General features: G+C 36.5%; 26 protein-coding genes and 1 pseudogene. 12 read left to right on the forward strand and 15 right to left on the reverse strand.

What is annotated here, in order from left to right:
- Positions 1–109: 109 nt before the first annotated feature.
- Positions 110–268: a hypothetical protein gene (locus tag V7127_RS11545; RefSeq protein WP_335486108.1), complete on the reverse strand. Its 159-nt coding sequence runs from the start codon at positions 266–268 to the stop codon at positions 110–112.
- 53 nt (positions 269–321) lie between these two features.
- On the opposite strand from V7127_RS11545, the gene helD reads away from it, so the two are divergent.
- A complete protein-coding gene (gene helD / locus V7127_RS11550; RefSeq protein ID WP_335486112.1) occupies positions 322–2,586 on the forward strand; it encodes an RNA polymerase recycling motor HelD in 2,265 nt (754 codons plus the stop codon).
- Between the two features lie 110 nt (positions 2,587–2,696).
- On the opposite strand, the gene V7127_RS11555 is transcribed toward helD, so the two are convergent.
- The 7 genes from V7127_RS11555 to V7127_RS11585 all read right to left on the reverse strand — a co-directional run bounded on the left by V7127_RS11555 (position 2,697) and on the right by V7127_RS11585 (position 6,135).
- Positions 2,697–3,089 (reverse strand): VOC family protein, encoded by a 393-nt coding sequence (locus tag V7127_RS11555; protein WP_335348447.1) that lies wholly within the window; start codon positions 3,087–3,089, stop codon positions 2,697–2,699.
- An 18-nt stretch (positions 3,090–3,107) separates the two neighbouring features.
- A complete protein-coding gene (locus tag V7127_RS11560; protein WP_335486115.1) occupies positions 3,108–3,281 on the reverse strand; it encodes a hypothetical protein in 174 nt (57 codons plus the stop codon).
- Positions 3,282–3,317: 36 nt separating this feature from the next.
- Positions 3,318–3,551 carry a hypothetical protein gene (locus tag V7127_RS11565; RefSeq protein ID WP_335486118.1) on the reverse strand — a complete coding sequence of 78 codons (234 nt, stop codon included), beginning with the start codon at positions 3,549–3,551 and terminating at the stop codon, positions 3,318–3,320.
- 4 nt (positions 3,552–3,555) lie between these two features.
- Positions 3,556–3,912, reverse strand: coding sequence for a VOC family protein (locus tag V7127_RS11570; protein ID WP_335486121.1), 357 nt, complete (start codon positions 3,910–3,912; stop codon positions 3,556–3,558).
- Between the two features lie 47 nt (positions 3,913–3,959).
- Positions 3,960–4,733 carry a helix-turn-helix transcriptional regulator gene (locus V7127_RS11575; RefSeq protein ID WP_335486125.1) on the reverse strand — a complete coding sequence of 258 codons (774 nt, stop codon included), beginning with the start codon at positions 4,731–4,733 and terminating at the stop codon, positions 3,960–3,962.
- 20 nt (positions 4,734–4,753) lie between these two features.
- Positions 4,754–5,170 (reverse strand): FosM family fosfomycin resistance protein, encoded by a 417-nt coding sequence (gene fosM / locus V7127_RS11580; RefSeq protein ID WP_438823996.1) that lies wholly within the window; start codon positions 5,168–5,170, stop codon positions 4,754–4,756.
- A 212-nt stretch (positions 5,171–5,382) separates the two neighbouring features.
- Entirely contained in the window at positions 5,383–6,135 is a 753-nt protein-coding gene (locus tag V7127_RS11585; RefSeq protein ID WP_335348025.1) for a vWA domain-containing protein, read from the reverse strand.
- 189 nt (positions 6,136–6,324) lie between these two features.
- Between V7127_RS11585 and V7127_RS11590 the strand changes: the two genes are divergently transcribed.
- On the forward strand, positions 6,325–7,482 hold the full coding sequence (locus V7127_RS11590) for a pyridoxal-phosphate-dependent aminotransferase family protein (protein WP_335353577.1): 1,158 nt from the start codon (positions 6,325–6,327) through the stop codon (positions 7,480–7,482).
- Between the two features lie 45 nt (positions 7,483–7,527).
- On the opposite strand, the gene V7127_RS11595 is transcribed toward V7127_RS11590, so the two are convergent.
- Positions 7,528–8,439 carry a mechanosensitive ion channel family protein gene (locus tag V7127_RS11595; RefSeq protein WP_335486129.1) on the reverse strand — a complete coding sequence of 304 codons (912 nt, stop codon included), beginning with the start codon at positions 8,437–8,439 and terminating at the stop codon, positions 7,528–7,530.
- Between the two features lie 292 nt (positions 8,440–8,731).
- On the opposite strand from V7127_RS11595, the gene V7127_RS11600 reads away from it, so the two are divergent.
- From V7127_RS11600 to V7127_RS11610, 3 genes are all read left to right on the forward strand, one after another.
- On the forward strand, positions 8,732–9,607 hold the full coding sequence (locus tag V7127_RS11600; protein WP_335346231.1) for a CAP domain-containing protein: 876 nt from the start codon (positions 8,732–8,734) through the stop codon (positions 9,605–9,607).
- A gap of 223 nt (positions 9,608–9,830) precedes the next feature.
- Entirely contained in the window at positions 9,831–11,051 is a 1,221-nt protein-coding gene (locus tag V7127_RS11605; RefSeq protein ID WP_335486133.1) for an ATP-grasp domain-containing protein, read from the forward strand.
- A 184-nt stretch (positions 11,052–11,235) separates the two neighbouring features.
- The gene (locus V7127_RS11610; protein WP_335486136.1) at positions 11,236–11,691 is read left to right on the forward strand and encodes a CotY/CotZ family spore coat protein; all 456 of its coding nucleotides are present in this window, start codon (positions 11,236–11,238) and stop codon (positions 11,689–11,691) included.
- Between the two features lie 262 nt (positions 11,692–11,953).
- On the opposite strand, the gene V7127_RS11615 is transcribed toward V7127_RS11610, so the two are convergent.
- Positions 11,954–12,715 (reverse strand): YheC/YheD family protein, encoded by a 762-nt coding sequence (locus tag V7127_RS11615; RefSeq protein ID WP_335486139.1) that lies wholly within the window; start codon positions 12,713–12,715, stop codon positions 11,954–11,956.
- Positions 12,716–12,958: 243 nt separating this feature from the next.
- Between V7127_RS11615 and V7127_RS11620 the strand changes: the two genes are divergently transcribed.
- Positions 12,959–15,133 (forward strand): YheC/YheD family protein, encoded by a 2,175-nt coding sequence (locus tag V7127_RS11620; protein WP_335486142.1) that lies wholly within the window; start codon positions 12,959–12,961, stop codon positions 15,131–15,133.
- 78 nt (positions 15,134–15,211) lie between these two features.
- On the opposite strand, the gene V7127_RS11625 is transcribed toward V7127_RS11620, so the two are convergent.
- On the reverse strand, positions 15,212–16,429 hold the full coding sequence (locus tag V7127_RS11625) for an ATP-grasp domain-containing protein (protein WP_438823997.1): 1,218 nt from the start codon (positions 16,427–16,429) through the stop codon (positions 15,212–15,214).
- Between the two features lie 608 nt (positions 16,430–17,037).
- Between V7127_RS11625 and V7127_RS11630 the strand changes: the two genes are divergently transcribed.
- The 5 genes from V7127_RS11630 to V7127_RS11650 all read left to right on the forward strand — a co-directional run bounded on the left by V7127_RS11630 (position 17,038) and on the right by V7127_RS11650 (position 20,496).
- Entirely contained in the window at positions 17,038–17,178 is a 141-nt protein-coding gene (locus V7127_RS11630) for a hypothetical protein (RefSeq protein ID WP_335486148.1), read from the forward strand.
- 3 nt (positions 17,179–17,181) lie between these two features.
- Positions 17,182–17,556, forward strand: coding sequence for a glutamate ligase domain-containing protein (locus V7127_RS25895; RefSeq protein ID WP_438823999.1), 375 nt, complete (start codon positions 17,182–17,184; stop codon positions 17,554–17,556).
- 95 nt (positions 17,557–17,651) lie between these two features.
- Positions 17,652–18,128: a hypothetical protein gene (locus tag V7127_RS11640; protein ID WP_335486153.1), complete on the forward strand. Its 477-nt coding sequence runs from the start codon at positions 17,652–17,654 to the stop codon at positions 18,126–18,128.
- Positions 18,129–18,302: 174 nt separating this feature from the next.
- Positions 18,303–19,625 (forward strand): YheC/YheD family protein, encoded by a 1,323-nt coding sequence (locus V7127_RS11645; protein ID WP_335486156.1) that lies wholly within the window; start codon positions 18,303–18,305, stop codon positions 19,623–19,625.
- A 94-nt stretch (positions 19,626–19,719) separates the two neighbouring features.
- Positions 19,720–20,496: a YheC/YheD family protein gene (locus V7127_RS11650; RefSeq protein ID WP_335348190.1), complete on the forward strand. Its 777-nt coding sequence runs from the start codon at positions 19,720–19,722 to the stop codon at positions 20,494–20,496.
- Between the two features lie 143 nt (positions 20,497–20,639).
- Here the strand turns inward: V7127_RS11650 and V7127_RS11655 are convergent, their stop codons facing one another.
- Positions 20,640–22,064 carry a C40 family peptidase gene (locus V7127_RS11655; protein ID WP_335486159.1) on the reverse strand — a complete coding sequence of 475 codons (1,425 nt, stop codon included), beginning with the start codon at positions 22,062–22,064 and terminating at the stop codon, positions 20,640–20,642.
- 325 nt (positions 22,065–22,389) lie between these two features.
- Positions 22,390–23,730: a YheC/YheD family endospore coat-associated protein gene (locus V7127_RS11660; protein ID WP_335486162.1), complete on the reverse strand. Its 1,341-nt coding sequence runs from the start codon at positions 23,728–23,730 to the stop codon at positions 22,390–22,392.
- Between the two features lie 309 nt (positions 23,731–24,039).
- Between V7127_RS11660 and V7127_RS11665 the strand changes: the two genes are divergently transcribed.
- Entirely contained in the window at positions 24,040–24,813 is a 774-nt protein-coding gene (locus tag V7127_RS11665) for a YheC/YheD family protein (RefSeq protein WP_335486256.1), read from the forward strand.
- Between the two features lie 117 nt (positions 24,814–24,930).
- On the opposite strand, the gene V7127_RS11670 is transcribed toward V7127_RS11665, so the two are convergent.
- Both V7127_RS11670 and V7127_RS11675 read right to left on the reverse strand, forming a co-directional pair.
- Positions 24,931–25,917 (reverse strand): C40 family peptidase, encoded by a 987-nt coding sequence (locus V7127_RS11670; protein WP_335486165.1) that lies wholly within the window; start codon positions 25,915–25,917, stop codon positions 24,931–24,933.
- 150 nt (positions 25,918–26,067) lie between these two features.
- A pseudogene (locus V7127_RS11675) lies at positions 26,068–26,443 on the reverse strand (hypothetical protein); the annotation flags it as partial.

The raw sequence follows: 26,443 nt of genomic DNA on the forward strand, positions 1-26,443 counted from the left end.
AAAATAAATCAAGTGTGTACAATTGTTAGGAGCTAGAATGGGAAGAGAGCGGAGTAAAATATTTAGAAGCTTTTCATTGCCCGTAAGTTTCTGCATGACCCTTTTGGAGTTAATGAACTATGCCTTCATTTACCGCGGGCTTCCTTTTTTCCTTCTTCGGTAAATGAGCGGCACTTACTGTGATCTTTCCAAGTACGATCGTCGCAATCATTGGAAAAATATTGCTTCCTATGGATTTTTCTGATAATATAAATTTCTTATCACTCATGCTCCAACGTTACTTCCCCATTGCGGCTGAAAATGAAATGGGAGGAAGATTGAATGTCATCTCAACAACACCCCGATTTTCTAGCAGAAATTCAACGATTAGATTTTACGAAAAAGTATATGGATGTCGTCATCAAGACCGCTGAATCAAGTAAAGACCAGTTTCAAGAAAACATGAAGGAGGCTTTCCAAGATGTAGACTGGCTGGAATCGAGCTTAAGCTATTCTTCACTATTAACGAATGCCAGATTTTTCGAAATGTCTCGTGATGAATTAAAAAGCTTAAAAAACGCTCGAAACAAACCTTATTTTGCCAGAATTGATTTTCAAAGACAGGATCTTAAAGATGAGGAAATTCTCTACATCGGAAAGACTTCCTTATATTCAAGGGAAAATCAGGAGCAAATCATTGTGGATTGGAGATCACCAGTAGCCAATCTTTACTATGAAGGCAGACTTGGCGAGGTTCATTACGATTCTTACGAGGAAAGCTTTAACGGCTATTTATCTTTAAAGCGGCAATTTATGATCGAGGAAGGCAAGCTCGAAGAAATTCGTGACATTGATTTAACCACAACAGATGAATTGCTTCAAGAATCGCTTTCCAAAAGCTCAAGCAACCGCCTCACAGAAATTATCTCAACGATACAGGAAGAGCAAAATCGAATTATCCGAGCCGACTTAAACAAGCCCATTATTGTTCAAGGGGCTGCCGGCAGCGGAAAAACAACGATTGCCCTCCACCGGATCAGTTATTTTATTTATCAGTACAAGGAAAACTTTGCACCAGAGCAGCTGATGATCTTGGCGCCAAGCCGCTTGTTTATAGATTATATATCTGAAGCGCTGCCTGAACTAGGTGTTGAGAGAGTTCGGCAAACCACTTATCAGGAATATGTGCAAGTATGCCTTGGTCAAAAGCTTAATATAGTCAATAATAATAAATTGGTTCGGCTGCTGGAAGAGCCCGAAAGCAAGGATTGCCAGATCTCAGCATGGATTTCATCAGTAAAGGGATCTCCTGTCTTTCATGTCATTCTATCCAACTACCTAACAAGCATTTATAAAACATTTTTTCCTACAGAAGATTTCGTGGTCGATAAATTTCGCCTATTCAGCCACAAGAAGTTTATTCATCTCTTTAAGGCCGACTATAACTATCTTCCTCTTTTTAAAAGGCTGGATAAACTAAAGGCCGTTTTGCAAAATGACGTGGCGAAAAAGAAGAAAAATTTAATTAGCAAAATCGAAACCTTTTATGATGAACGAATAGAAAGTGCTCTTTATCGTGGAAAGGATCCGGAGAAAAGGAGACAGTATGTTTCTTATGCACTAGACAAAAAAGAGCTAAGGCTTGAGGAAATCAAAAAAGCCATTCGTAATGCTGTACCTGCCTATATGAAACAATTCCCGAAAAAAACGCTCCTACAGTATTATCACGAGCTTTTTAGTGATCCTATTAAGCTTTGCCAATGGGCCGAGGGCGGTCTCTCCGAACAGGATGCAGAATTGTTATGCGAATATAGCCAGACCCTTTTTGCGAAAAAGAAGTATGAAAGAGAAGACCTTGCTCTGTTGCTTTATTTGCAGGTAAACCTTTTTGGCATTCCAAAAGAGTTTAAAGCCAAAAATATTGTCATTGATGAAGCACAGGATTACAGCTTCATGGAGCTGCTATCTCTTAAGAAAGCACTTGATACTGATATGTTTACGCTAGTGGGTGATCTTGCACAAGGAATTCATTCCTATAGAGGCTTAACATCGTGGAATGGAGTTTTAGAGGACATTTTTCCGCGAGCTACCTACACAGAATTGCAAAAAAGCTACCGAACAACCGTTGAGATTATGGAGAAAGCAAACGAGCTGTTAAAGCTTCTTCCCTACTCTTTTCCGAAAGTAGAACCCGTTGTCCGGCATGGAGAACAGCCTAGGATTATAAAAAGAAAAAACGGAAAAGAACTTGTTCAGCAAATTGAAGAGCAAGTAACTAGTCTGAAAGAGGAAAACTATAAAACTTTCGCGGTCATCGGCAAAACCATGAAAGATTGTCAGCTTCTTTATTCGCTTTTCGAGGAGCATTCAGATGAACCTGTCACACTGCTTGCAGAACAAGCTAAGATTCCAAAAGATGAAATTGTGATTGTTCCTTCTTTTTTGGCAAAGGGGTTGGAGTTTGACGTTGTTATCATAATTTCACTTGAGGAATCATTCTGTCGCGACTCTGAACTAGATATTAAGCTTCTTTATGTGGCCATGACAAGACCACTGCATCGGTTGTATTTTTATGGAGAAAGGGATGGGGATTTTATTATTGCGTAAATTAATCTGAACTTTTTTCAAAATTGAACAAAATTTAGAACAGGAAAAATCAGGACTTCTATTAATTGGAGTCCTGACTTTTAGTTTTCCCTTCGTTTTTTGCTCATTTTCTAAACATCACCTAAGATCGATTTTATCTTTTCTTGCTTCTCATTCTCATCCAAATACTCAAATAAGCCCAATTGGTTTCCCCATGAGTCTTGAAAGGTCCCCCATTTAGCAGGAACACCTTCCCTTTCGAATATCTCAAATTCCTCTATTTTTAATTCCTTCACTAATCTATCTCTTTCTTTTTCCAGATTTGAAACACCTAATCGGATCGGGCCGCTCCCCTCTGCAGGAAATCCTTCTGCCACTTGCAGCCAACAGCCGGGAATGACCTCCCATTCGGCAAAGCCTTGATGAGGACTAAAATCAGGTTGCCTATTTAATAATGTTTGGTACCATGTTTGGCCTTTTTCGAAATCATTTACTCTGATTTGAATCGTTATTTCATAAACCAATCTACTAGCCCCCTCAACCTAAAAGCGATAATCCTCTTTGCACACAATACCATACTCAAGGTACATCTTTAACAAAGCCAGTGCTTCTCCCCATCCAACTGCACAGCCTATACAAGCTGAAAGATCGGTGGAAGATGTGGAATAGCCAGCCTTTTCTAAAAGTAAAAGTGTTCCTTCTTGATAAGGCTGCATTTCAAACTTTACAGTAGTTGGATTTTTGCCAGGGGACTATTGAAAAGAAAACAATCTATTCGGAACGGCAGCCAAAATATCCCCGCCGTCTTCAATATCCTCTTTATTTACACCGTAGTTGGACCATCTTAAGGTTATTATCCCTTCCCCATTCTCATCCAAGTGTAAAACTGTATGATCTGTAAACCATGCATTCCAGCCCTCTCCCGTAGTTAAAGTTTCATAAACCTTATCTAAGGAAGCCTTTATGTATGTTTGATGATTAATCATTATCTCACTCGGAAAATTCTACAATTTCAATTTGGTTCCCCACAGGGTCTTCAATGATCGTGTAACGGCCAGGGGGGCAAGGTCTTGGTTCATCAAACAAAATTTTCACACCTTTAGATTTAAAATCAGAGATATCCTTGTCAAGATCCTTTGACAGTACACCTAATAGTACATTTTGCTTTGGCTCCTGATAAGCCTCCTCGTCTTCCTCTAACACAACTGGTATTTCATCATGTTTAAGACTTACAATCTTATCTCCATAATATTTTGAAACCTCGAAACCTAATACATTAGTATAAAAATCAACGGACTCTTGAAGATTTTTGACACGAACAGTAAGCACACAAACTTTATTTAACATGACATCTCCTCCTTCTTCAAACACCATTTTACCGAAAGATTAATCATTTAATTTCTTCTAGATTGCTCATTTTCAAATAAAAGCATTGGCAAATTAATTAAAATAGGCGGGTCATAAGGCATTGGTTCTCTTAAATTAATAGTTACTTCCGCTATCGTTTCTTTTTTAACTTTAATTGCATGATCAAATTTCCCTCGCAGTGATTTATTCAGTACGAAATAATCTTTCGGGTTTTTGCTCCAATGAATGGCAGCAGCCAATATGTAAAAGGTGCCTTCCGGAACTTTGGAAAAAATATATGTTCCTCCATTATTCAAAACACCTCCCAAAATCGGCCTTTGGTCAGGTATTGGGCGTGGAAACAGTCCAACAAAAATTAATCCTTTAAATGTTGGGGGTGAGTTTATATGACAAGTGATTGTTGAGGATACTGTTAGTTGGGATGGATAACCGCTCTTCTCATTGTATTGATGAATATAGTGATATAAAAAATCCGATTTGGTCTTAAATTGGTTTGGAGATTGTCCTACAAATTGTTTAAAACGCGAACTAAAAGACCCAATACTTTTATAGCCTACGCTTAATAAAGATTTTAGTATCGAGTTCGATGGGCTTGATAAAATCTCCTTGCATGCCTCAATCCGTAATGCAGATAAAAAATGTCTAGGTGTTACCCCTGTCACTTCCTTAAAACCTCTTAAGAAATGATAAGTACTATAGCCGAATTTAGCAGCTAACTCTTCTGAAGTAATTTCTTCCTCCAAGTGATTTTTCATATATTCAATCGACTGCTCAACAGCATTAAAAAGTTCCTTATCCATTCCTCTCACCCTATTTCATTTTAGAGAAATTCCATATGCCTTTTTTCTTTCTTGTAATATTCCAATCTATCCTGCAAAGTCCCTGTATGTAACTCAAATTTATGACCGTCTGGATCTGTAAAATAAATTGATTTCTTATCCTTTTCGTCTCTTGGACGACTAGGAAGGATATTCACGTTTAGCTCTGTTAATTTTTTATACATAACTTCGAAGTCTTTTTCTTCAATGGTAAAAGCAATATGCGTATAGGAATGGGCTATTTCATTTCTAGGAATATCCTTCTCCACATTTAACGCCAGCCACATTCCATTAAAATCAAAGTAGGCAGTGTTTCTCCCCTTCACTAATAGCTTGGCATCAAAAACTTTCTGATAAAATTCAATAGACTTTTCTAAATCTGAAACCGAGAATAAAAAGTGATTTAAACCCTTAATCATCAAGAAATCACCTACTCTTGCAAAATTCATATTAAAGCTGACTATATATTCAGCTATCAGATACTTGTTTGGGTTGGCATTTTAGTATTTGTCAGCCAATTCGACCTGTTTGTCAGCCAATTTAGGGATTTGTCAGCCAAATAAGATACTTTATCAGCCAATTCCACCACTTTGTCAGCCAACCGCTCAAATTCAATGAAACGAACCCCTATCTACCTATTAAATAACCTGTTCCAAAACCCCTTCTTTTCTGGCTCTTTTTGCACTGGCTCATTTAACTGCGGCTCTGTGCGATTATCTACCAAAATACCTTTTTCCTTCGCTTCCTTCAGCCAGCTTGGAAACTCATTTAATAGTGAATAATAGAGTTGATCATCAGACATTTTATCAATTTCCTCAATATGCAGGAAATTAGCGTTATCCACAATACGGCCTTCCATTGAATCAATTTGCTTTAGAAAGTCAAAATTCCCATTTCCTATCCCAACAAACTGCCAGAATACCGGATGTTTTGCAGAGCTTTCAATAATGGGCTTGATCGTTTTCTTACAGCCGCCATCATTAATAAAGACAATAAAGGCTGGATCCATGCTCGGTTCTTCATCGATATATTTTTTTATTACATCCTTCATAACAGGAGGTTCGTCATTTCGGCCAAATTTATGGATCAAGTCATTTTCCAAAATAATTCGATTAACATACCCATCAAAATCTCGTTCCGTTACCGGCTTTAATCTTGAGAATTCATTATCATACACCCAAACATCCAGCATTCCGTCATCATCAAACTGTGAGGCAATCGCTAATATTCGTTCAACCACCTTCTGCACTGTTCCATTTTTATACAATGTTCTCATTGATCCGGTGATGTCTAGAACTAAACCAACTCGCGCGGTTACCGTTGTTAAATTCTTCTTTTCTAACACAATCTTTACACTTTTTTTCTGCAAATCTATTGTAGCCATTAGACCCCTCCTGTTTTATTAAATAAATTTCTTAACCTTAACTAACTTTTACCAATATGGTACTATTATAATTAGAAAATTGGAAATATGGTAACAATATAAGCTTTAATAGAGGTGATCATAATAGTGGTTAACCTCGCGCCTTTAGGCTAAAATACTCAATAAATAATCTTTACTGGAGGGAAAATTATGTATAAAAACATTTTAAGGCACCCAGGACCTACTCCTATTCCAAAAAAAGTTCAACTAGCCATGGCTGAAGATATCATTAGCCATCGTAGTGAAGAGTTTGTTCAGTTATATCGTACAACAACCAATCGTGTGAAGACAGTTTTTGGTACGGAACAAGATATTTTTCTGCTGCCGTCTGGTGGTACTGCTGCTTTAGAGGCTGCGGCAGTTAACACGGTCTCGGCTGGAGAAAACGTTGTTGTTATTACAGTTGGGGCATTCGGGGACTACTTCGTTTCGATTTGTGAAAAATACGGATTTAATGTGCATAAGCTTGAAAAAGAATGGGGCCAGGCTTGTACAGAGGAAGATCTAGCGGAATTCCTAAAGCCCTTGAAAGATGTGAAAGCTGTTTTTGCTACATACAACGAAACATCAACAGGTATTTTGAACCCAATCGAAAAGCTAGCGAATGCAGTTCGTACACACTCAGATGCACTTTTTATCGTTGATGGGGTTAGCTGTATTGGCGGAGCACCCGCGGAAATGGATAAATGGGGCATTGATATACTCGTAACAGGTTCTCAAAAAGCAATGATGCTGCCGCCGGGACTGGCTCTCTTAAGCGTCAGCGACAGAGCTTGGAAAGTCATCGAGAATAATAAAACCCCAGCATATTACTTAAATTTACTGAGCTATCGCGATTGGGCAGCAAAAGGCATGACACCTAACACTCCTGCGGTTACTCTTATTTATGGATTAGCTGCTGTCTGTGACCTTATCGAAGAAGAAGGAGGATTTGCACAAACCGTTGCCAGGCATGAGCTTATGAAAAATATGGTTCGTGAAGCCATGAAGGCGCTAAACATAGAGCTATTAACGAGCGATGAATATGCATCACCAACCATTACGGCGATCCGCACCCCTAAAGGTCTGGATCTGGCACAGTTTCTTAAGCACCTAAAGCAAAAGTACCATTTAGATTTTGCTGGCGGGCTTGGACACCTGCAAGGAGAAATTTTCAGGTTCGGCCATATGGGCTATTGCTTCCCAAGTGATGTTCTCCAAGCCGTTTCCTTAATGGAGGCCGCATTACAAGACTTCTCTTACTCCTTTGAACCAGGAGCTGGGATAAAAGCGGCACAGGAAGTATTTTTAACTGCTAACCAAAAATAGATATATTGAAAAAGTCTGCTTCTAAATGAAACAGACTTTTTCCCATTATGCCTGGCTCTCCGCCAATGATTTCTCTTGTTCGAGAATGTCCATGATTTTGTAATTGAACACTTCTTTGATCTTTAAATACTCTCCCCATTCAACTGTAACTGTAAAAAAGTCTATAAAGATCTCCATTTCCTTATATTGGTCAAAGGTAACGTAGATTGTGTCCTGATGAATATCCGGGTTATTTTTTAGGTAGTTTTCAATTTGCTTGACAACAGATTTTAATTTTTCCTGTGAAGTATCCTGTGGCAGCTTTAAATTAAAGGTAATCTGCCTCTTCCCTGCTTTGCTCCAGTTCATAATTGCCTCATTCGCCAAAGTAGCATTCGGAACAGTCACAAGCGCCTGAGCAAAGGTCCGTACCTTTGTACTTCTAAAGCTTATATCCTCTACAATTCCTTCCACACTGTTTGTCTTAATCCAATCACCTATTGAAAAAGGTTTTTCCGTAATAATTATGATCCCGCCGAATAAATTACCGATCGCATCCTTTGCAGCTAATGCAAAGGCTAATCCACCTAAGCCTAACCCCGCAACAAAGCCATTGACATCGTAATTAAACTCCTGGGCAATCACGCTTATACTGATCGCCACAATCAAAAATTGCAATGCCTTAGATAAAAACGGAATCAGAATTTCATCAAATTCAATATTATATTTAGAGGCATTTATCTTTTTAAAAAGCAATGAAGAGGACGAAGAAAGATTAAGCAACCCCCAGCTAATAATCAATATAATCGATGATCTGATAATTTTTAAAAATAATGGATTTGCATGATTGAAATAAGGAAAATACTGCACAGAAAAGTAAAGCCCTGTAATAATAAATAGCCACTGAGCAGGTTTTTCAAAGGCTATAAGAATTTGGGATAAAAATTCACCAGGCGCTATTCTCCCTATCCTTACCAAAAATGCAAAAACGTATTTTACGAAAATTTTCCTAAAAAGAAGAAATAGCAAAAAAATCCCGATAGATATCACAATTGCCTTTAGATTTTCGTATGAGGTAAATATCTCCAAGAACATAATTCAGTCGAACCTCCTAACAAAAAATACTTTTTTATATTAACAATACAAGTCTTATTAAGAAAGTGTGAAGAGTCCCGAGTTTATATTTTCCGATTATTTTCCATCAATATTTTTTAAAGAAAAATCAAAAATATAAGAGGAAGGAGTTTTTCAAAAAAAGGAGGCATTTCAATTGATAAACAAAAAAATGGGTATACTCCTAACATCTACCCTGATGTTAGGGCTTGTTGCATGTAATACTGATACAAATAATGGTAATAAGCCTGGGAATGGAAACGATAATAACATCTCTAGTATGACTACAACAATGTCCAGTGATAATTACCCTCATACCAGAGCGGTATTGACTCAAGATGCAAAATATCAGTTTACTCCATTAAATCCTGGGGAGGATGTAAATTTTCAAGCAGAACTCCCTCAATTGAATTATGGCCAAGCACCAATCCAGCAGCAAGATCAAGCTGGTCAGCCAGAACCAAACTGGAACCAAAGACAAGCTGCTCAACCACCAAATTATGGACAAGCACAACCACAGCAAAATAGAGAATTTGCAAAAGCACCAGCTCAGCAGCAAGCACCTACGCAGCAACAAAGACAGACTGCTGAAGGGCCAGGTCAACAACCAGCACCCGCACAGAAAGGACAAGCTCAAACACAAGCACCACAAAACATTAGTCAGGCTGCACAACAGGTTATTGATTTAACGAATGCACAACGCAGACAAAACGGCCTGTCTGATTTAAAAGCGGATACTCAATTAAGTGGGGTTGCTCAAAAGAAGTCAGAAGACATGCAGCAAAATAATTACTTCTCACATACAAGTCCTAACTATGGGTCACCGTTCGATATGATGAGAGACTTTGGTGTGACATATACAAGTGCAGGTGAAAACATTGCACAGGGACAACAAACACCCCAAGAAGTCGTTCAAGCATGGATGAATAGTGAAGGTCACAGAAAGAACATTCTAAGTAATAATTTTACCCATATTGGAGTAGGATTTGAGCAAAACGGTAAACATTGGACTCAAATGTTTATTGGTAAGTAATTTATTTTAAAATATATCAAGTCCTAAAATAATGCATATTATTTTAGGGCTTATATATTTTTATTCATAATTCTCATTGATTTAGTACTTTCATTTCCAAATACGATTGAATCTTTCCGTGCCAGACTCTACACGCGTTTATACCAACCGTGTTTTGGGTCTGGCACCTATTGTTATTTCTTATCATAAGATAATAGACCATGTGAAGCAGGAAGGTTGGATCATGAAATCAATTGTCTTTATCGGAAGTAATCAGTTTGGGACGAGTTTTGAAGCTCTGAGGGCGGCGAAGGAAATGGGATACTGCGTCATTTTATTTACGGATAAACGCCGGCACCTCCAGCATAATAAATTCCCCGATGTGGATCAAATCGTCTATTTCTATGATTTATTAGATAAAATACGGGTTTTAGAGGAACTTGAAGCCCTTAAGACATCAGGGAAACATCTATGTGCCTGTGTAAGTTTTATCGATCCCTTTGTTTCTTATACAGCACGGTTAGCAAAGGAGCTTGGATTATTTCAGTTATCCGCTGACGCTTTAGCGATAATGGAAAATAAAATAAAAGTGAGGGACCAGTTAAAACACCTCTTCACCTCCCCTTTTTATGCCGTATACGAATCTCATACTTCTATTAAAGACTTCACAAAGAAACATGAATTATCTGTTCCGTTGATTATTAAGTCACCAGTCTCCAACGGTTCAAAAGATGTATTTTTAGCTGAAACTGCTGATGAATTAAAGAAAGCCCTTCAATCTTTACACGATCAAACTCCCGATCTTCCTATATTAATTGAAGAATATTTAATAGGGCCCCAATACTTAGTTGAAGTGCTAGTACAAAATAGAAAAATTGAAATCGTCGGTGTCATTGAGCAAGAAACGGCGTACGAAGATATATTTATCGTCGTTGGCTATCAATTTCCAGCTCAATTAAAGGATGATGAATATACGAGTCTCATAAAATCAGTTACAGAAATCGTCCAACAACTCGGACTAAAAAACGGATCCTGTCATTTAGAATTGAGAAATGTTCAAGGAGTATGGAAACTGGTAGAGATTAATCCAAGAATGTCTGGCGGCGCCATGAATCGGATTATTGAGGAAGGGACAGGTATTAACCTTATAAAGGAAATATTGAAACTGAATGTTGGAGAGAAAGTAACATTGACTAAGATACGTGAGGTTCACGTCTATGCCAAATATTTAACGTTTGAAACAAGCGGAGAATTACTTTACGTTACAGGCGAAGATCTTGCTTGGGAACATGATGGTGTTAAATATGTGTACGTTAAACCTTTATTAGGTAAAACCGTCACCGCTCCTTACTCAATGGGTAATCGCTATGCTTGTGTTATTGCAGCGGCAAATTCTGCTGAAAATGCTAAAACAACGGCGATTTCCGCCGCCCAGGAACTGAAGTTTTACTTAGAACCTTATTGAATATTCCTTTAAGCTGTGGAATCTTTCGACGAACGGGATACAGCCTCCAAGCAGCAGTCTTAAAACCTATCATCTGCATAATTGGGTTCTTTGGACAGGTCTATTTTCGCTTTCCATCCGCACAATCCCCAATTACTTGCAATAATATAATAGCAAAAGGACAGACGGGGGGAGGAAAGCTAAAATGAACGACATAGAGCAGGGACATAGTCACTGTATATGTGAAGCACTCATTGAATTAAAGTCCTTACAAGATATTTTAATGAATTCCTCAACTAAATATTTTGGACCGCTGCTATCCAAAATTGCCGGAGTCGATACGATCCCCTTTCTATTACTAAAAAATAATGGACTATTATCTCATCTATTGACCGAAATAAATGAGAAAAACGGGAAACGCGAGTGCATTGAGTCCAATTTTTTTCGAATCGAATCTATAGATAAGGAAAAATGTGTTGCGATTGTTTCAATCCTGCGACCTTTTGATATTAAAGGAAATCATACAAACTCAGTAGGCAAGGTCATGAAATTAATCAAAACACCTGCTCGTAAAGAGGTTGATTTATCTTCCATTTGCGCCATACAAGTTCTAGATACCGAATTACTGAAAAGAAGAATTGTCATTGAGCCAAAATGGTAAAAACAGGGGACCGGGCACACGCCTGGTCTTTCTGTTTATTATTCCTGAACCAATTGGACGAAAAGCTAGCTGTAGTGTTTTTCTTTTAGAAAGATTAAATGTGACAAGCATTTCATCAGTGATTTTCCATAGAACAAGGTCTGATTTAGAAATAACAAATTAACCCCGGTCAATTACCGGAGTCATTTGATAGCAACTTAGGCTATAGGTCTTTTTTACTTTCCATTTTGTAGAGTATAGATGGCATGTGAGTGGGGACTTATCATTTATTTCTCATTTTTTCATTATAGTCAAGATACCATGTTATTGCGTCCGACTTGAATGGACTTTTTGAATCGAGGAAAACATCTACCATAGGAGCTGCATTAGCTTCAATCAGCCAAATATCCCCACATTCATCAACAGCCAAATCATAACCCCATATATTTTGATTTTTGAATTTGTCAGTATAGCAAAGTGAGGCTGCTAATGCTAATTCATCTAAAGCAGCCAATGTCTTTTTTAAGTTCAAATTGTAAATATTTGAGTTTAACAGCGCCTCCTCTACCGTTACTACAGTTCCATCATTTAGGACATTAGTTGTAACATAACCATTTTTGGCAACTTTCCCGCACCTCGCAGTAATCACCCATGTTTTATCCCCATGTTTTCGCTGCACAATATACCGAAAATCGATCAGATTTCCATTCACTTTTGCAAGGGGGATACAATATTGAATAAGAAACTTCCTCTCCTTTATTCTTTCCTGTAATAAACGTTCAAGTCCGTTCTTATCAACAATTACATTTTTCGATTTCTGAAGGTGAACCTCATATTTTTCTCCACCGACTTTTGATACTTTTATGATTCTCTTTCCCCCATTTCCCAATGCAGGCTTTAAGATAATTTCCTTATTTCGACTCATCATCTCCCAAAATTTTTCAATTGTAAATAGATGGGTCTCAGGTAAAAACTCGACTAGATTCTTACATTCCGATAAAAGCTGATGTTTGTCCCATTTATTCATTTTTGATTTTTTCCTCATTGCATCCACTCCATATTCTTAAGGTCCCCTTCAGTATATGAATAAGATTACTAATGGCTTGTTGCATTGCCTAAAAGAAAGATTTCCCCTTAATTACTCCCTGTTTTGTCCTTCATTTTTCCTTTGCCCTAAATGGTCAACTATTAAAATTTGATCTAAAAATAAACGTTTGTCCGGTTCAAAAGCTTAACTAATTGAATGTAATATAAATAGGTTGTTAGATAAGTAAAAGGAGTTTATGCTATGACACTTATAGGAATGCTGCACCATCGAAAAGATCCATCAAAGGTAAGAAAGACTTATGCTTTTGCTGCGGTCGCTAAAGCTGAAGGCGCAGATTTTTTTTACTTTTCTCCTAGTACAGTAAATTTCTCAAAAAAGTCAATAAAAGGGAAAGTGTATGAGAATGGCTCATGGGTTGAACGAAACATGCCCTTCCCGGACGTCATTTATAATGCTGGTGACCCTAATAAATTGGCAAAGTCGGAAAAGGTTATTCAAAAATTACAGGAAATGATCCCTTTTACGACAAATTCCATCGGGAACAAGTGGAGTGTTTACGAGAGGCTTAAAAGAGGAAAGGAGTTTTCTCACTATTTAATTCCCTCCGAAAAAATTTCAAATGATTCAGATGAATTTTTCCGATTTTTATACGCATTTAAAAAGATTGTTTTTAAACCTTATGATGGGAGAAAAGGAAAAGGGATCTACTTTATTTCATTGAAGAAAAACAACAAAGAAGAATTTCTTGTAACACAAGATTCACATTCAAGTTCTTATTCAAGGAATCAATTAAAGGATCTAATAGAAGAAAAGCTTTCAACGGGAACCTATATTATGCAACCTTATATAACATCTATTACCAAGTCTGGACAAGTTTACGACTTCAGACTTCATGTTCAAAAAAGTGGAGAAGGAGAATGGGTCATCACCGCTATTTACCCAAGAATAGCCCCTAAGGGATCCATTATTCCTAATATTAATAATGGGGGATTCACCAATTATTTAGAACCATTTTTAAAACAAGAATTTAAAGAAGAAGCAATGAATATTAAAGGGACTCTTGAACACTTTTCATTGACTTTAGCCCAGCATCTTGATGAGCTCCAAATGCAGCTATATGGAGAAGTTATTGATGAAATGGGAATCGACATTGGATTAGACGAGAATAAAAAAATATGGATCTATGAAGTTAACTGGCTGCCAGGCTGTCCTCCTACGTTTTATCTAGAGATGGATGTTGTCATAAATTCCATTAGATATGCTATGTATCTGGCAAAAAACCAACAGGCAATAAAAGCTAAGATCCAAAAAGTTAAAAGAATGAATACAGCAAAAGGCGAAATCCCAATTATAGCCATAACGGGCAGCGCCGGTAAAACTACGACTAAAGCATTTCTAGCCTCAATCCTTTCGAAAAAATGGAATACCTTTGAATCAAAGGACTATTGGAATACCGCCCAACATACTGAAATTCATGCTTCTGAAATCAATAAATCCCACGAAGCCATTGTCCTAGAATATGGAATGGCCTCCCCTGGAACGATAACTAAACACTGCAGCATTATTAAACCGAATATTAGTATTGTGACAAACATCGGACTGGCACATGTAGGCTATTTCAATGACGATATTAGGGGAATAGCTAAGGCTAAATCTGAATTAATACACGGGATGGATCAAGACGGCTTGCTCGTTATGAATAAAGATGACCGTAATTCTCTCCTTTTAGAGACAGATAAGTTTAGAGGTAAGATCATTACAATCGGTATTAAGTCAGACGCTGACTATAAAGCCTTTGATGTGAAATATTCAGAAAATGGAATGTCTTTCAAAACGATGTTGCATGGACATAAAGAGAAGTTTTTCATCCCTATTTTCGGTGAACATCATGTATATAATGCCTTAAATGCTATTGCTGTGGCGGACCACTTAGGTCTAACTCCAATTGAAATCCAAGCCGGATTATTATTTAGAAAGCCGCCAAGAAGATTAACGGTTTATAATCAGAAAAACAATATTATTCTAATTGATGATACTGTTCATTCTCATCCTGAAGGAGTAAGAGCTGCCATTGATGTACTTGCAAATATCGGAAAACACCGCAAAATAGCAGTAATTGGAGAAATAAGAGCACTCGGGAATTTAAGAGAGGCAGAATATCGAAAAATAGGAGAATATGTCTACGATAAAAAAATTGACCTTTTTATCACTTATGGTGATCAAACAGAAACAATGGGCGATCAAGCTAAAATAAAAGGCTTTCCTGCCAAAAATGTATACCACTTTGACGATAGAAATCAGTTACATGAGTTTCTAAAGAGAATTATTAAAAAGAATGACACCATTTTAGTTAAAGGTGCTAGCCGAGCAAACATGTATGAAACGATAAAATTCTTAAAAAAAACATTTAAATAATAAAAATGACCCTGGATAAAGAATCCAGGGTCATTTTTTTAATAGATTTTATGTTAATAACACAATGCTAGAAAATTATTATTTCTTTAAGTGGAACTTAATTTCGTTTACAGCATTTTTAGCAAAACTCTTTGCTTCCTCCATGCTTTCCCCCGCAGCAATTACATAGGCATATCTATGCCCCATCGATAGAGGAGGAATCAGCAGCGTTCCTTTTCTCGGTTTTACATATACATCAACGACTCCAGGGGATTTTCTAGCTCTACCCTTCCCAGACACTCTTTCTAAAATTCCCTTTTCTGAAACAATAAGATATTGAGTGAACACGAATTTCTTATGTTTCGGTACTAAGGAAGGGCTGCCCCCTAATTGTAATAACAGTGTTTCTTTAACTAAACTAAAGCCAAAAGCAGCTTGTATCATTTTATTCATTGCGCCTCCGGAAATTCTCGGATTGATTTCAATGAGCTTCCACCCATTCTTACTACGTCTCAATTCCAGATGCAAGGCTCCATTGACAATTCCAAATTGATTAACAATAGACTGAAGAACCCCAGCTATTCCCTTTTCAATTTCGTCAGGTATTTTCGCCATTACCCCATAGCCCGTAATAATAAATCTCTTCCCCTTCGTAATTTCTTGCTCAATAATGCCAGCTATCATCACCTTACTTTTGTAAACGACTGCCTCTACCAAATACTGGTTTCCATCAATATATTCCTCTATAATAATGGACTCTTTCGGCTCTCTTTCACGCAACATGAGTGTATGCTTTTTTAATTTCTCTTCATTTTCTGCTAGCAGTGCATCTTTTGAACCCGTCGAGTTTGGCGATTTGACCATGACGGGAAAATTAAGCTTTGATAGGATTGATTTGAAAGAGATCTCCTCTCCGGGTTTAATGATGATAAATTTAGGCGTGTAAGACTTGTTCATTAAAAATGATCTTGTTTCTTCCTTGCTATTCATCTTTTTAATAGCTGTTGACGAAAAATAGTTCTTACAAAATTCATCACAAAGAAGGGAGGCAATATGAACATATGAATCTATAAAACTAACAATCGTTTTTAATTCCATCCCTTCTGATCTTAATCGCTTTATTTCCTCCTTCATTTCAGAAAGATTATCCGTATCAATATAGATCATTTTATGAACATCCGTGTACTCTTCCCTCTGCTGCATTTGCTTTTCGTTTTTAGTAAAAACAACGGTGAAGAAACCTAGGCTCTTAGCTGCCCCTATGGCATCTCTGCTTGAACCCGATTTATTCGTGCCTATAAAAAGTATCGTCTTCAAAAGGCCCACTCCCTATAAAATTTTAAATCAAACTATCTCGATATATATGTTTATGAAACTTACTCAAATTTGTATGGTTATCTATACTATACAAGCAATTTATTATATAAAAGCTGCTTTACCTTAGAATCAAACTGAATAACCGATATGTGTGATAACGCTCAAAACACTAAAAAATCACTAGTTATCTGCACAAGCAATGTAAGTGACTGAACATAGTATATTAGTAAGGAAAGGAGTGAAATTTACAATGAATCGCCTCTCCGTGAAGGAAATCAAAACGATTATAGACGGGAAATTAATCAAGGGTTCTGATCATGTAGAAGTCCAGTATGGCGCCTAACGGCTTAAACATATAAAGAAAAAAATACAATCTTATTTGCAAAATATAAAATAAGAAATTGGGAAGATCTAAAAGAGTTTTTTCCGTTAGTACTTGTCACACATAAAAAGTACGAGAATAGTTACCATTTGGATAATCTGACCATTTTTCCAAGTGGAATCTGCAGAAAAGGCATACTGGGAGTTTCTAAATTATTACCGAAACCAGTTTGACATTCCTATTGTTGCCGTAACCGGGACTTGGTTAGCACCAAGTTTATAATGCGTTGGCTGCTCTCGCCGCTGTCCATGAAATGGGTATGGATCTTCAAGAAGCTGCTAATCGCTTGAAATCATTTCGAAAATTTGATAGACAGCTCCAAGTGGTTGAAGGGATAAATGGATCGACACTGATAGATGATACATAGAGCATAACTTCCACTTCTTTAGAAGCAGCAGTAAAAGTATTAACACAGCTTGGGCAAGACAAGAAAAAAGTCGCAGTAATTGGAAGCATTCTTGGATTAGGGCCTTGGGGTGAACCTATTAATAAGCAGGCAGGAGAAATGATTGCCATACATGATGTCGATATTCTAATTGCAATTGGGAATAATTTAGCACGTATAATGGCAGATCAAGCAGAGAAAACCAACCCGACAATGCAGGTCTACACTTTTAACAGTAATAGGGACACTTATCGCCTATTAAAAAAGATTGTAGATGAAAATACAATTGTTCTATTTAAAGGAGATATGTATGCCAATGACATAATTGAATTGGCAGCAAAATTTCGGAAGGAACAGTAAATGTAAATCTGACTTTAAATTAGGACAAACACTGTGCCACTTCTCTTAAATCATTAATAAACTACAATATTCCAAATAGAAAGGAGGGGAAATAAATGGGTGTAATTTGTACGTGTGGAGTTTTGGTTCAAAATCCCCAAAACCCAAATGATGAAGCTGTTTCAAATAATAATAATGTTAGATTCGTGGGACAAACAGGAACAGTAAGAGGTAACTTGTTTTACATGGCAGATGTTTGTGTCACAAGATTAGCAACTTCATCTCTATCTTTAAGATTTGAAGAAAACGTAACCACACCACCTGGACCAAACAACTTCACGTTTACTGCAACTTCCATTACTTCTGTTGTGTGTAATCAGGAAGGCCAAAACTGCAGCATCACTGTAACTGGTACTGGGACAGTCAGTGGTCAATCAGGAACCTTTGCTTTTGAAGCAGTGTTTAGAGACATGGTTGGACAAGCACAGGTTGATAATGTTCAAAGTTTTGTAATTACAGGTTTCTTTAATCAAACTGGCGCCGCTCCTATTGATCAAGGCTCTATTATTGCTCAAGGCTGTCAAGAATTGTAACAGCCTTAGAACTCTCGGCATTTATGCCGGGAGTTTTTTCTAGACTATTAGGAAAGTCTAAGTGTATTAAAGTAATATTGAATTTAAAATCATGTTTCTGCTTAGGATATCGCATAAGAAAAAACTCTTTGTCTGAATAAAATAATGTATTAACAATTTTGGGAGATGGGAACATTGAAGCCCAGCAAAGGTCGAATGAGTCAATATAGAATATTAAATTCAGATGAAAGCCTCTCTAAGTATCTTTTAGATACTGAACTATTTACCGAAGCATCATTATTTGCTTTTTTGGAAAAGTATAAGAAGATTGTCATTAAACCTTCCTTTGGCTCGGGTGAAATCTTTGTTACCCCTGAAAACAATAAGTTTAAGGTCCTCTCAGAGATGAATAGGGCTACATTGGTGGATAAAGAAGAACTTTATGAGTATATCAGTAGGAATGAATTAAAACATAAACATCATATTATTCAGCCATCAAAGCAAAACTCAGGTTTTTTCCAAAGCCCCTTTCACTATTATGTTACCGTTCACCGAAAATCACCTATAGCAGAGTGGCTCTATATATCTACAACGGAGAAATTTAGCTCTCTCTTCGAAAAGTACTTCTATATGTTTTTTCTAAATAAAATGAAGAATATTTCCATACTTGCAGCAAAAAAATTAGGAGAATCCTTTCCTGATTGTCATACCGTAGTAATTAATATTATGTATGATCTAAAAGGACGAGTATGGATTCAGGATTTAATGCTGCATTTTCAAAAAAGTAAATGGAGCCAGTTCCAGACACTCTCAACAAATCATTCAATCTCTCCATTCGTGCCGAAAACGGATTTACTTACAAAAGCCACCTTTAAGGAGTACCTTAATAAATATGTTGATATTATCATTAAGCCTTGTGTTGGCCGACGGGGCTTAGGAATTGTAAAAATCACTAAGACAGATCCTCATACCTTTGAAATCCACACAGGAAGAACAATACAGACAAAATCAAGCATGGATGAAACCTTTGATTTTATTCATACAAGATATTTTTCAAAGAAGCCTTATCTTGTTCAAGAAGTATTGCCTTTATTGGAAATAAACGGATGCCCATTAGATATTAGAGTCATTGCCCAGAAAGAGAATTCATCCTGGAAAATAACCGCAAAAATTGTAAAGGTTGCTGGTAACGGCTTCTTTATTACCAATGCAGCTCAGAAGCTATTAAACCTTAATCAAGCACTTCAAAGTTCAAACTTATCAATGACAAATAGTGAACAATTAGAATATGAAATTGACAAAGTCTGTATTTCTGCAAGCAAACAGTTTGAAGAAAACCATCCTAATATTCATATAATTGGGTTTGACATTGGAATTAGCCCCCAAGGGGATATTTGGATTATTGAAGGAAACTATAATCCAGACCTATCCATGTTTTTGGGACTAAAGGATAAAGATACGTATATGTATATAAAAAAAATCATCAAGCGTCAAAGAAAACATACTGACTTAAAATAAAAGATATTTTTTTCTAATTCACTTACCCAATCGGGATTACTGTTATATCCATACAATAAGTGTATAACCATAACATATAAATGAGGTGTGTGTATTGAAGGAACGTCTTGGAAAATGGAGGCAATATTCGCTATTAAGTAAACATCCTTTACTCAATAAGTACATTCCCGAAACAAAGCAATTTACAATTAAAAACCTATCTGAGTTACTGGAACGTTTTGAATATGTCTATTTAAAAAATGATAGAGGCGGGCAAGGGAAAGGAATTTTTAAAGTTAATAAAAGGAAAGATGGGCCCTACTGTTTTAATGGCTATACACTTAATGGTAAAAAAATACAAATGGAAGTTAAAAAGATTGAAGATTTCCTCCCTGTACTGCATCCAATTGAGAGATTCGGGGGATATATTGTTCAAGAAGGTGTCCATAGCTTAACCCAAGATGGGTTCCCGTTATCCATTCGGGTACATGTTCAAATTCTCAAAAGAAAATGGCTTGTTGGAGGGTTGTATGGAAAGATTGGGACAGAAGAAACCAATGAGAATGGAGTCATCAATACAAACCGCGGGGCTCAAATTATGACAATAGATTCATTATTATCGACACACCTAAAGATGCACAAAACAGAGAGGGAAGAAATGATTAATTGTATAAAGGAAGCTTCTGTTATAGCTGCCGAAATAGCTGCAGCGGCATTTCCACAAATAGAGTATGGAATTGATTTTGGTATTAGCAATTACAAGGATCCTATTATATTTGAAATAAATACAAGCCCTGGAGTCGGGAATTTTTCCAAAATTGGTGATGGGGAAATGCGAAAGCGAATTAAAGAGATCAGGAGAATGCACCTAGAAGGGAATTTTGGCATTTAGACATATATTTTTAATTTAAATCGAAGTCAGGATCTTTCAAATATAGTAAGAAGCATTCGCAGCCATTTCGCAAACGAATGCTTCTCTTTATTTTTTCCTTAAAGTCATGTACAATTTAGAATCCAACCGAGTATTTCATTCGATTAGAGTACACGCTTAGCTGTTACAAAGTTACTTTTAGACCAATTAGATTCTAAGCTTTCTTTCACAACTGAACCTGATTTAGATAAATACACATATTCATTATTTCCAATATAAATAGCGGCATACTTAATTTTGCTTCCCCCGCTTTGCTTTAGGAAAATAAGGTCACCCTTTTGCAATTTATCTTTTGGAACTTGTACACCGTTCACTGATTGCTGACTCGCTACTTTTGTTTTCAGGTCAACACCATGCTGTTTAAAAATGTAATAGGTGAAGCCTGCATTTGTGAAGGTTAAAGATTTTTCATCGTAAACATTTAATTGGTGTTTCACTTTATTCATTATGCTTAATGTATAGTCTACAATATTATCTTCTTTTTTAGATATAACTGGTGTCTGAACTATTTTGTTTTCATCTGTTTTAGGTATAACTGGTGACTGAACTACTTTGTTTTCATCTGTTTTAGGTATAACTGGTGACTGAACTACTTTGTTTTCATCTTTAAAAACGCGCTTTGCCGTAATATAACGCTGATCATAATAATCAGATAAAAGGACTCTCGAACTAATTCCTTCCGAACTAAGAACAAGCATACGATGTTCCCCTGTGTAAATAGCTACTCTTGAAGGTGTGCTCGACCCTGCAGAAGTGCTAAAGAATATCAAATCGCCTTTTTGTAAATCTTTCCGTGCTACCTTTTCACCTAAGTCCATCAAATCTTTGACATAGTTTCCTTTTACTTCAACGCCATTTTTTCCATAAACGTATTTTACGAATCCAGTACTCGTAAATTGCATTGCTTTTTCGTTATTAACCTTGCCCATTGTCACTTTATTCATTAAATTGTAGGAGAGGTCAGCAATATTATCTCCTTTTGTTGCTGGGTCTGAAGGAAGTAAAGCAGGGATTACTCTTCTCGCAGTCATATAATTATCTCGATAATAGGACGTGCTATTTAGATCAGAAATAACAACATCTAGTTCTGCGTTTGCCATATGTATAATTTTATTATCTCCAATATACAACCCTACATGATTTGGGTTTTTTGATGATGGGTTATTTTTGAAGAAAACTAAGTCGCCTTTTTGCAATTCATTTTTCGGAACGTATGTCCCTTGGTGAACCATATAAGCTTCGTCACGATTACCTAGATCTATCCCATTATTCTCAAAAATAAACGCGATGAACGAAGCACATCTAAACTGGAGTGTTTCATAGTTGTGTTTTGAGGCATATGTTGCTTTTCCTATTAAACTCTTAGCGAGACTAATTATGTCATCTGCCTTTTTCTCAACCACTTTTTGGCTCTGCTGTGTGGTTGTTGCGGCTGAGACTGTGACTGGATCCATCATGATCGGGGCTGTCGCAAAAGTACTTAATCCAATCGTGAATGCTAATGTAGTTGTAACTAGACGCTTGTTCATTTTTATCCTCCTGATGTAGTTATTATTCTCGAATACAAATTTTATCATATAGGGAAATTGTCACACGTGGTAAAACTTAACATTATCCAACATGCCCCCTACGAGGCCTAGACATTATTGGGTTATGGAGAAACTTTACATTTCCATTACAAGTGTTACGTCAAATATTGATTGCCACTTTTCAATATTTGTGATTGAAAAAATAGATTAATAAGCAAAAAGCGTCAGAAACCGAGGAAACCTCTACCCTCGGTTTCTGACACCATGTTCTTACTGCCCGTTAATGCGAGATAAATTCGGTTTGAAAATGAAAAGCCCATCTCGATCATTCCAAATGATCCCCGAAACCTGCTACCCACTTTGAATAGTGTAAGGCGGCTGCTTGCGTATGGTAATAAAGCTGAAAATCATTGACATCCAGAGCAATGCTCATATCTGGATACCGATTATTTATTTCAATAATCCAGAGGTTTTTATCTTCATCCATGCCAATATCAACACCTATATATGCTAAATGTATCTCTTTCTTCTCCAAAAATTTACAGCATAAAATAGATAATTGCTCAATTTCTTTATACTTTTTAAATGCCTCATTGAAATCATTGTTATAAATTCCAACTAAAGTATTCCACGTTTTCTCCGCTGAACCTCCGCTTGATATGTTGCTGACTATACTTTCTTTAACTCCATACCTTGTTATCATACCAGGGACAACCCAGGATCCGTATTGGTCTTTAACAACAATTACCCGAAAATCTATAATCCGATTATTAGATTTTAGTAAGGGGATCCTTTTTTGAAAAATATATTTTTTTAGATCCAATTCTGTCACCAAATAATTTATCACTGCATCCCAGTTATCTAAAATCGTGGTCATGTTTATTCCATTTAACCGGTAATTTAATTTATATTTTTCCCCATTTTTCTCCAACTGATAAATTCCCTTTCCCTGACTTCCTGAAATAGGCTTTAAGTAAATACATCCGCTTTCATCTATTAGCTTCTTTACTTCCTTGAGATTCACCGCTAAACCAGTCTCAGGCAGGCTTCGGCTTAATTTATCACTCATAGAAAGCCATTGCCATATTTCCCATTTATTAATAACATGGGAGTTAAAGTATTTAGATCCTACTAAATTCTGTATTATCATCCTGTCAGCTTCCTTTAACGTCTTCCTGCAAAATAAAACTGAAGGAAATGGAAAAGTCCCTTTCGTAAATTCATTTTCAATTGGATTATAGGCAAAACCATTAACAATCTTGTTCTTTTCGTCAATCCCATCATAAGTTACCAATAAAATGAGACCGTTTATATGCTGGTAATCAATTAAATATTTTTTAAAGTGATCTATATTTCTCTTAGTCATTTCATTTACTTTCCCTTTTATAAAAAGCCCAATAATAGGGCCGATTAATAGTGTCTCTTCCCCGACTATTACTTCATAGTCAATAGAATCTGGAAGCGAAAAACCTGCTACAAGGTCAGCTGATATATGAATAACCGCTTTATCTTGCTGATGCTTTCTTAAGGTTACTCCAGGTTTTTCTATAATCCCTATTTTTACATTAATCACCTGAAGCTTAGAGATTGATAGCTTTTTTAATACAGTCGAATGAAGTGAGATTGAATGGCTAGTTGTGTGATCAGTTATGATGGTAAACTTCATCTAATCCCTCCCTCTTAGCGTAATAAGAATAATTTCTTCTTTCGCGTTGGAAAGATTATCCTCATCAATAAAAATGATCGTTTTTAAAAGACCCACGCCTACAACAATTTAATTAAATCAACTCGATATATATTATGAGATTTTTTTATTTTTGTATGGTTATCTATCCTAAATCAAGCTACTAAACAAAAAGCAGCGTTTGTATGGCCTGAATCATTTTAATAAAGCCTAAAAAAAGCTCATTAGTTATCAGTACAAGCAATGTTGATATATTGAACATAGGATGTTCCAAAGGAGGTGTATTTATTGATGGAAAGATTAAGAAAATGGGATCAATATATACTGTTAGGTAATCATCCCTTAATCTCAAAACACCTTCCAGAAACAAAGCTTTATACGATCGAAAACCTATCTGATTTACTAAAACGTTATGAATATATCTATTTAAAAAATAATAGAGGTGGTCGAGGGAAAGGGATTTATAAAGTTTATAAAAATAGCGATGGGCTCTACTGTTTTAAAGGCTATTCCCTAAATGGTGAAAAAATTCAAAAAGACGTCACCAAGATTGAAGATTTCCACCCCGTACTACATCCAATTGAGAGATTTGGAGGATATATTGTTCAGGAGGGTGTTCAGAGCTTGACTCCTGATGGGCATCCTCTATCTATTCGAGTTCATGTTCAAACTCTTAAGGGAAAATGGCTTGTTGGAGGAATGTACGGAATGATTGCAACGAGGAAAACAATGGAAAATGGGATAATTAATATGGACCGCGGAGCCCAAGCTATGACGGTAGATAAATTGTTATCGGTACATTTGAAGATGGATGAAACAGAGAAGAATAAAATAATTGATAGTCTAAATAAACTCTCCATTTTAGCAGCTGAAGTAGTCTCATCAGAAGTTCCAGATATAGAATTTGGAGTTGATTTTGGTATCAGTCAAAGTGGGAATCCGATTATATTTGAAATAAATACAAGCCCAGCAGTCGGCCTTTTTTCCAAGATTGGACGTGGGAAAATGGGGAAACGCATTAAAGCTATTCGGAAAATGCACAAAGAAAACCAAAACGACATTTAAGCGGATTTTCTAAAGGAATTAAAAAAGAAGCATTCGCAGATAGTTCACAGACGAATGCTTCTTGTATTTTTTAAAATAGACACGAGTTATACTAACCTTTTATTTCAGTTTTTTCTATTAAAATACGCGCTTAGCATACATGTAATGGCTGTTATAATAATCGGATAACAGCACTCTCGAGCTAATTCCATCTGAGCTTGGCACAATAATACGGTGTTCACCTGCATAAATGGCTACCCTAGACGGTGTGCTAGAACCTACTGTACTATTAAAGAAAATTAAATCACCTTTTTTTAAGTTTGAGCGCGATACTGTTGTACCTAATTTTGATAAGTCTCTTACTGAAGTTTTTCCTAAGCTAACACCATTTAATTTGTAAATATAGTTAACGTAGCCCGCTCCAGTAAATTTCATGGATCTTTCATCATTAACACTGCCCATTTTTACATTATCCATAAGATCATAAGCATCTTCAATAATGTTATCTGATTTAGTTGGCGGGTTAGATGGCATTAAAGACGGCAGGACTCTACGTGCAGTCATATAATTATTTTTATAGTAGGAAGTACTATCTAAATCGGAAATAGTGATGTTTAATTTTGTATTTGCCATATGAATTATTTTATTATCTCCAATATAGATCCCAGCATGGTTTGGAACGGTTGCTGTAGCTGACCTTCTAAAGAAAACTAAATCGCCTTTTTGAAGTTGACTTCTAGGCACATACGTCCCTTGCTTAATCATATAATCTTCATCACGGCTGCCTAGATGAACACCTTTAGATTGAAAAACAAAGTCTATAAAAGATGCACATTTAAATTGGTATGGATAAGTATAGCTGTAATCTCCTCCATATGTCGCTTTCCCTATTAAACTCTTAGCAAATTTTATAATTTCATCAGCCTTTGCTGCAGAAGCTTGCTGATTACTCGTAGAACTAACTGTTGCTGCAGAAGCTTCTATCGGCTGGAAAGGCGACGGAGCTTTCATTGCATCTACTGTTCCTGCAGAAACATTCATCGGCTGCATAACGGATGGAAAGGCACCTAAAGAACTTACTCCTAGCGCAACTGCGAGTGTTGTTGTAACTAAACGCTTATTCATATGTTACCTCCTGGTGTGTGTTTTGTATGACTTGTCCTGATTTTATCATGGAAACGAAAGTGGCTTTTACCACCAAATATTTCCGGTTGGAAATATTACAGACTTCAAACCTTGTCCCCATGGGGTTTACCGGAGTTATTTACAGTTTAGTTACAACCAAAGTAACATTGGAATCCCACTGAAATATTCATGTATTTCTAAAAAAAAATCCAGGCACAAATGAGCACACCCCCGCAAAAAAGGACCGGGCGGTTTCGCCCGGTTTTTCTTATTTAGATGCAAATAAATGTAACATATTTCATAATTTTCAATAAAAATGGAATAAGGGATTGAAATTGCAAATTGGATTGGAGGGTAGCCTAGGTGCAAATCTGAGTCTAGTATGGAAACCAACATGTGCCTGATACTACGCCAATTCATCGCCCTATCCATCGACCATCCGACAATTTTTCGGAAATACAAATCCATCACACTTGCTAAATAAAGCCAACCCTCATATTTAGATATAGGACAAATTGTTCTATAT

The organism is Bacillus sp. JJ1773 (genome assembly GCF_036962035.1).
Lineage (GTDB): Bacteria > Bacillota > Bacilli > Bacillales > Cytobacillaceae > Cytobacillus.

What these genes read in the sequence shown, in the direction of transcription:
- V7127_RS11545 (WP_335486108.1), bottom strand. Translation starts at nt 268, where the DNA reads ATGAGTGATAAGAAATTTATATTATCAGAAAAATCCATAGGAAGCAAT.
- helD (WP_335486112.1), top strand. Translation starts at nt 322, where the DNA reads ATGTCATCTCAACAACACCCCGATTTTCTAGCAGAAATTCAACGATTA.
- V7127_RS11560 (WP_335486115.1), bottom strand. Translation starts at nt 3,281, where the DNA reads ATGCAGCCTTATCAAGAAGGAACACTTTTACTTTTAGAAAAGGCTGGC.
- V7127_RS11565 (WP_335486118.1), bottom strand. Translation starts at nt 3,551, where the DNA reads ATGATTAATCATCAAACATACATAAAGGCTTCCTTAGATAAGGTTTAT.
- V7127_RS11570 (WP_335486121.1), bottom strand. Translation starts at nt 3,912, where the DNA reads ATGTTAAATAAAGTTTGTGTGCTTACTGTTCGTGTCAAAAATCTTCAA.
- V7127_RS11575 (WP_335486125.1), bottom strand. Translation starts at nt 4,733, where the DNA reads ATGGATAAGGAACTTTTTAATGCTGTTGAGCAGTCGATTGAATATATG.
- fosM (WP_438823996.1), bottom strand. Translation starts at nt 5,170, where the DNA reads ATGATTAAGGGTTTAAATCACTTTTTATTCTCGGTTTCAGATTTAGAA.
- V7127_RS11585 (WP_335348025.1), bottom strand. Translation starts at nt 6,135, where the DNA reads ATGGCTACAATAGATTTGCAGAAAAAAAGTGTAAAGATTGTGTTAGAA.
- V7127_RS11590 (WP_335353577.1), top strand. Translation starts at nt 6,325, where the DNA reads ATGTATAAAAACATTTTAAGGCACCCAGGACCTACTCCTATTCCAAAA.
- V7127_RS11605 (WP_335486133.1), top strand. Translation starts at nt 9,831, where the DNA reads ATGAAATCAATTGTCTTTATCGGAAGTAATCAGTTTGGGACGAGTTTT.
- V7127_RS11610 (WP_335486136.1), top strand. Translation starts at nt 11,236, where the DNA reads ATGAACGACATAGAGCAGGGACATAGTCACTGTATATGTGAAGCACTC.
- V7127_RS11615 (WP_335486139.1), bottom strand. Translation starts at nt 12,715, where the DNA reads ATGAGGAAAAAATCAAAAATGAATAAATGGGACAAACATCAGCTTTTA.
- V7127_RS11620 (WP_335486142.1), top strand. Translation starts at nt 12,959, where the DNA reads ATGACACTTATAGGAATGCTGCACCATCGAAAAGATCCATCAAAGGTA.
- V7127_RS11640 (WP_335486153.1), top strand. Translation starts at nt 17,652, where the DNA reads ATGGGTGTAATTTGTACGTGTGGAGTTTTGGTTCAAAATCCCCAAAAC.
- V7127_RS11655 (WP_335486159.1), bottom strand. Translation starts at nt 22,064, where the DNA reads ATGAACAAGCGTCTAGTTACAACTACATTAGCATTCACGATTGGATTA.
- V7127_RS11660 (WP_335486162.1), bottom strand. Translation starts at nt 23,730, where the DNA reads ATGAAGTTTACCATCATAACTGATCACACAACTAGCCATTCAATCTCA.
- V7127_RS11665 (WP_335486256.1), top strand. Translation starts at nt 24,040, where the DNA reads ATGGAAAGATTAAGAAAATGGGATCAATATATACTGTTAGGTAATCAT.
- V7127_RS11670 (WP_335486165.1), bottom strand. Translation starts at nt 25,917, where the DNA reads ATGAATAAGCGTTTAGTTACAACAACACTCGCAGTTGCGCTAGGAGTA.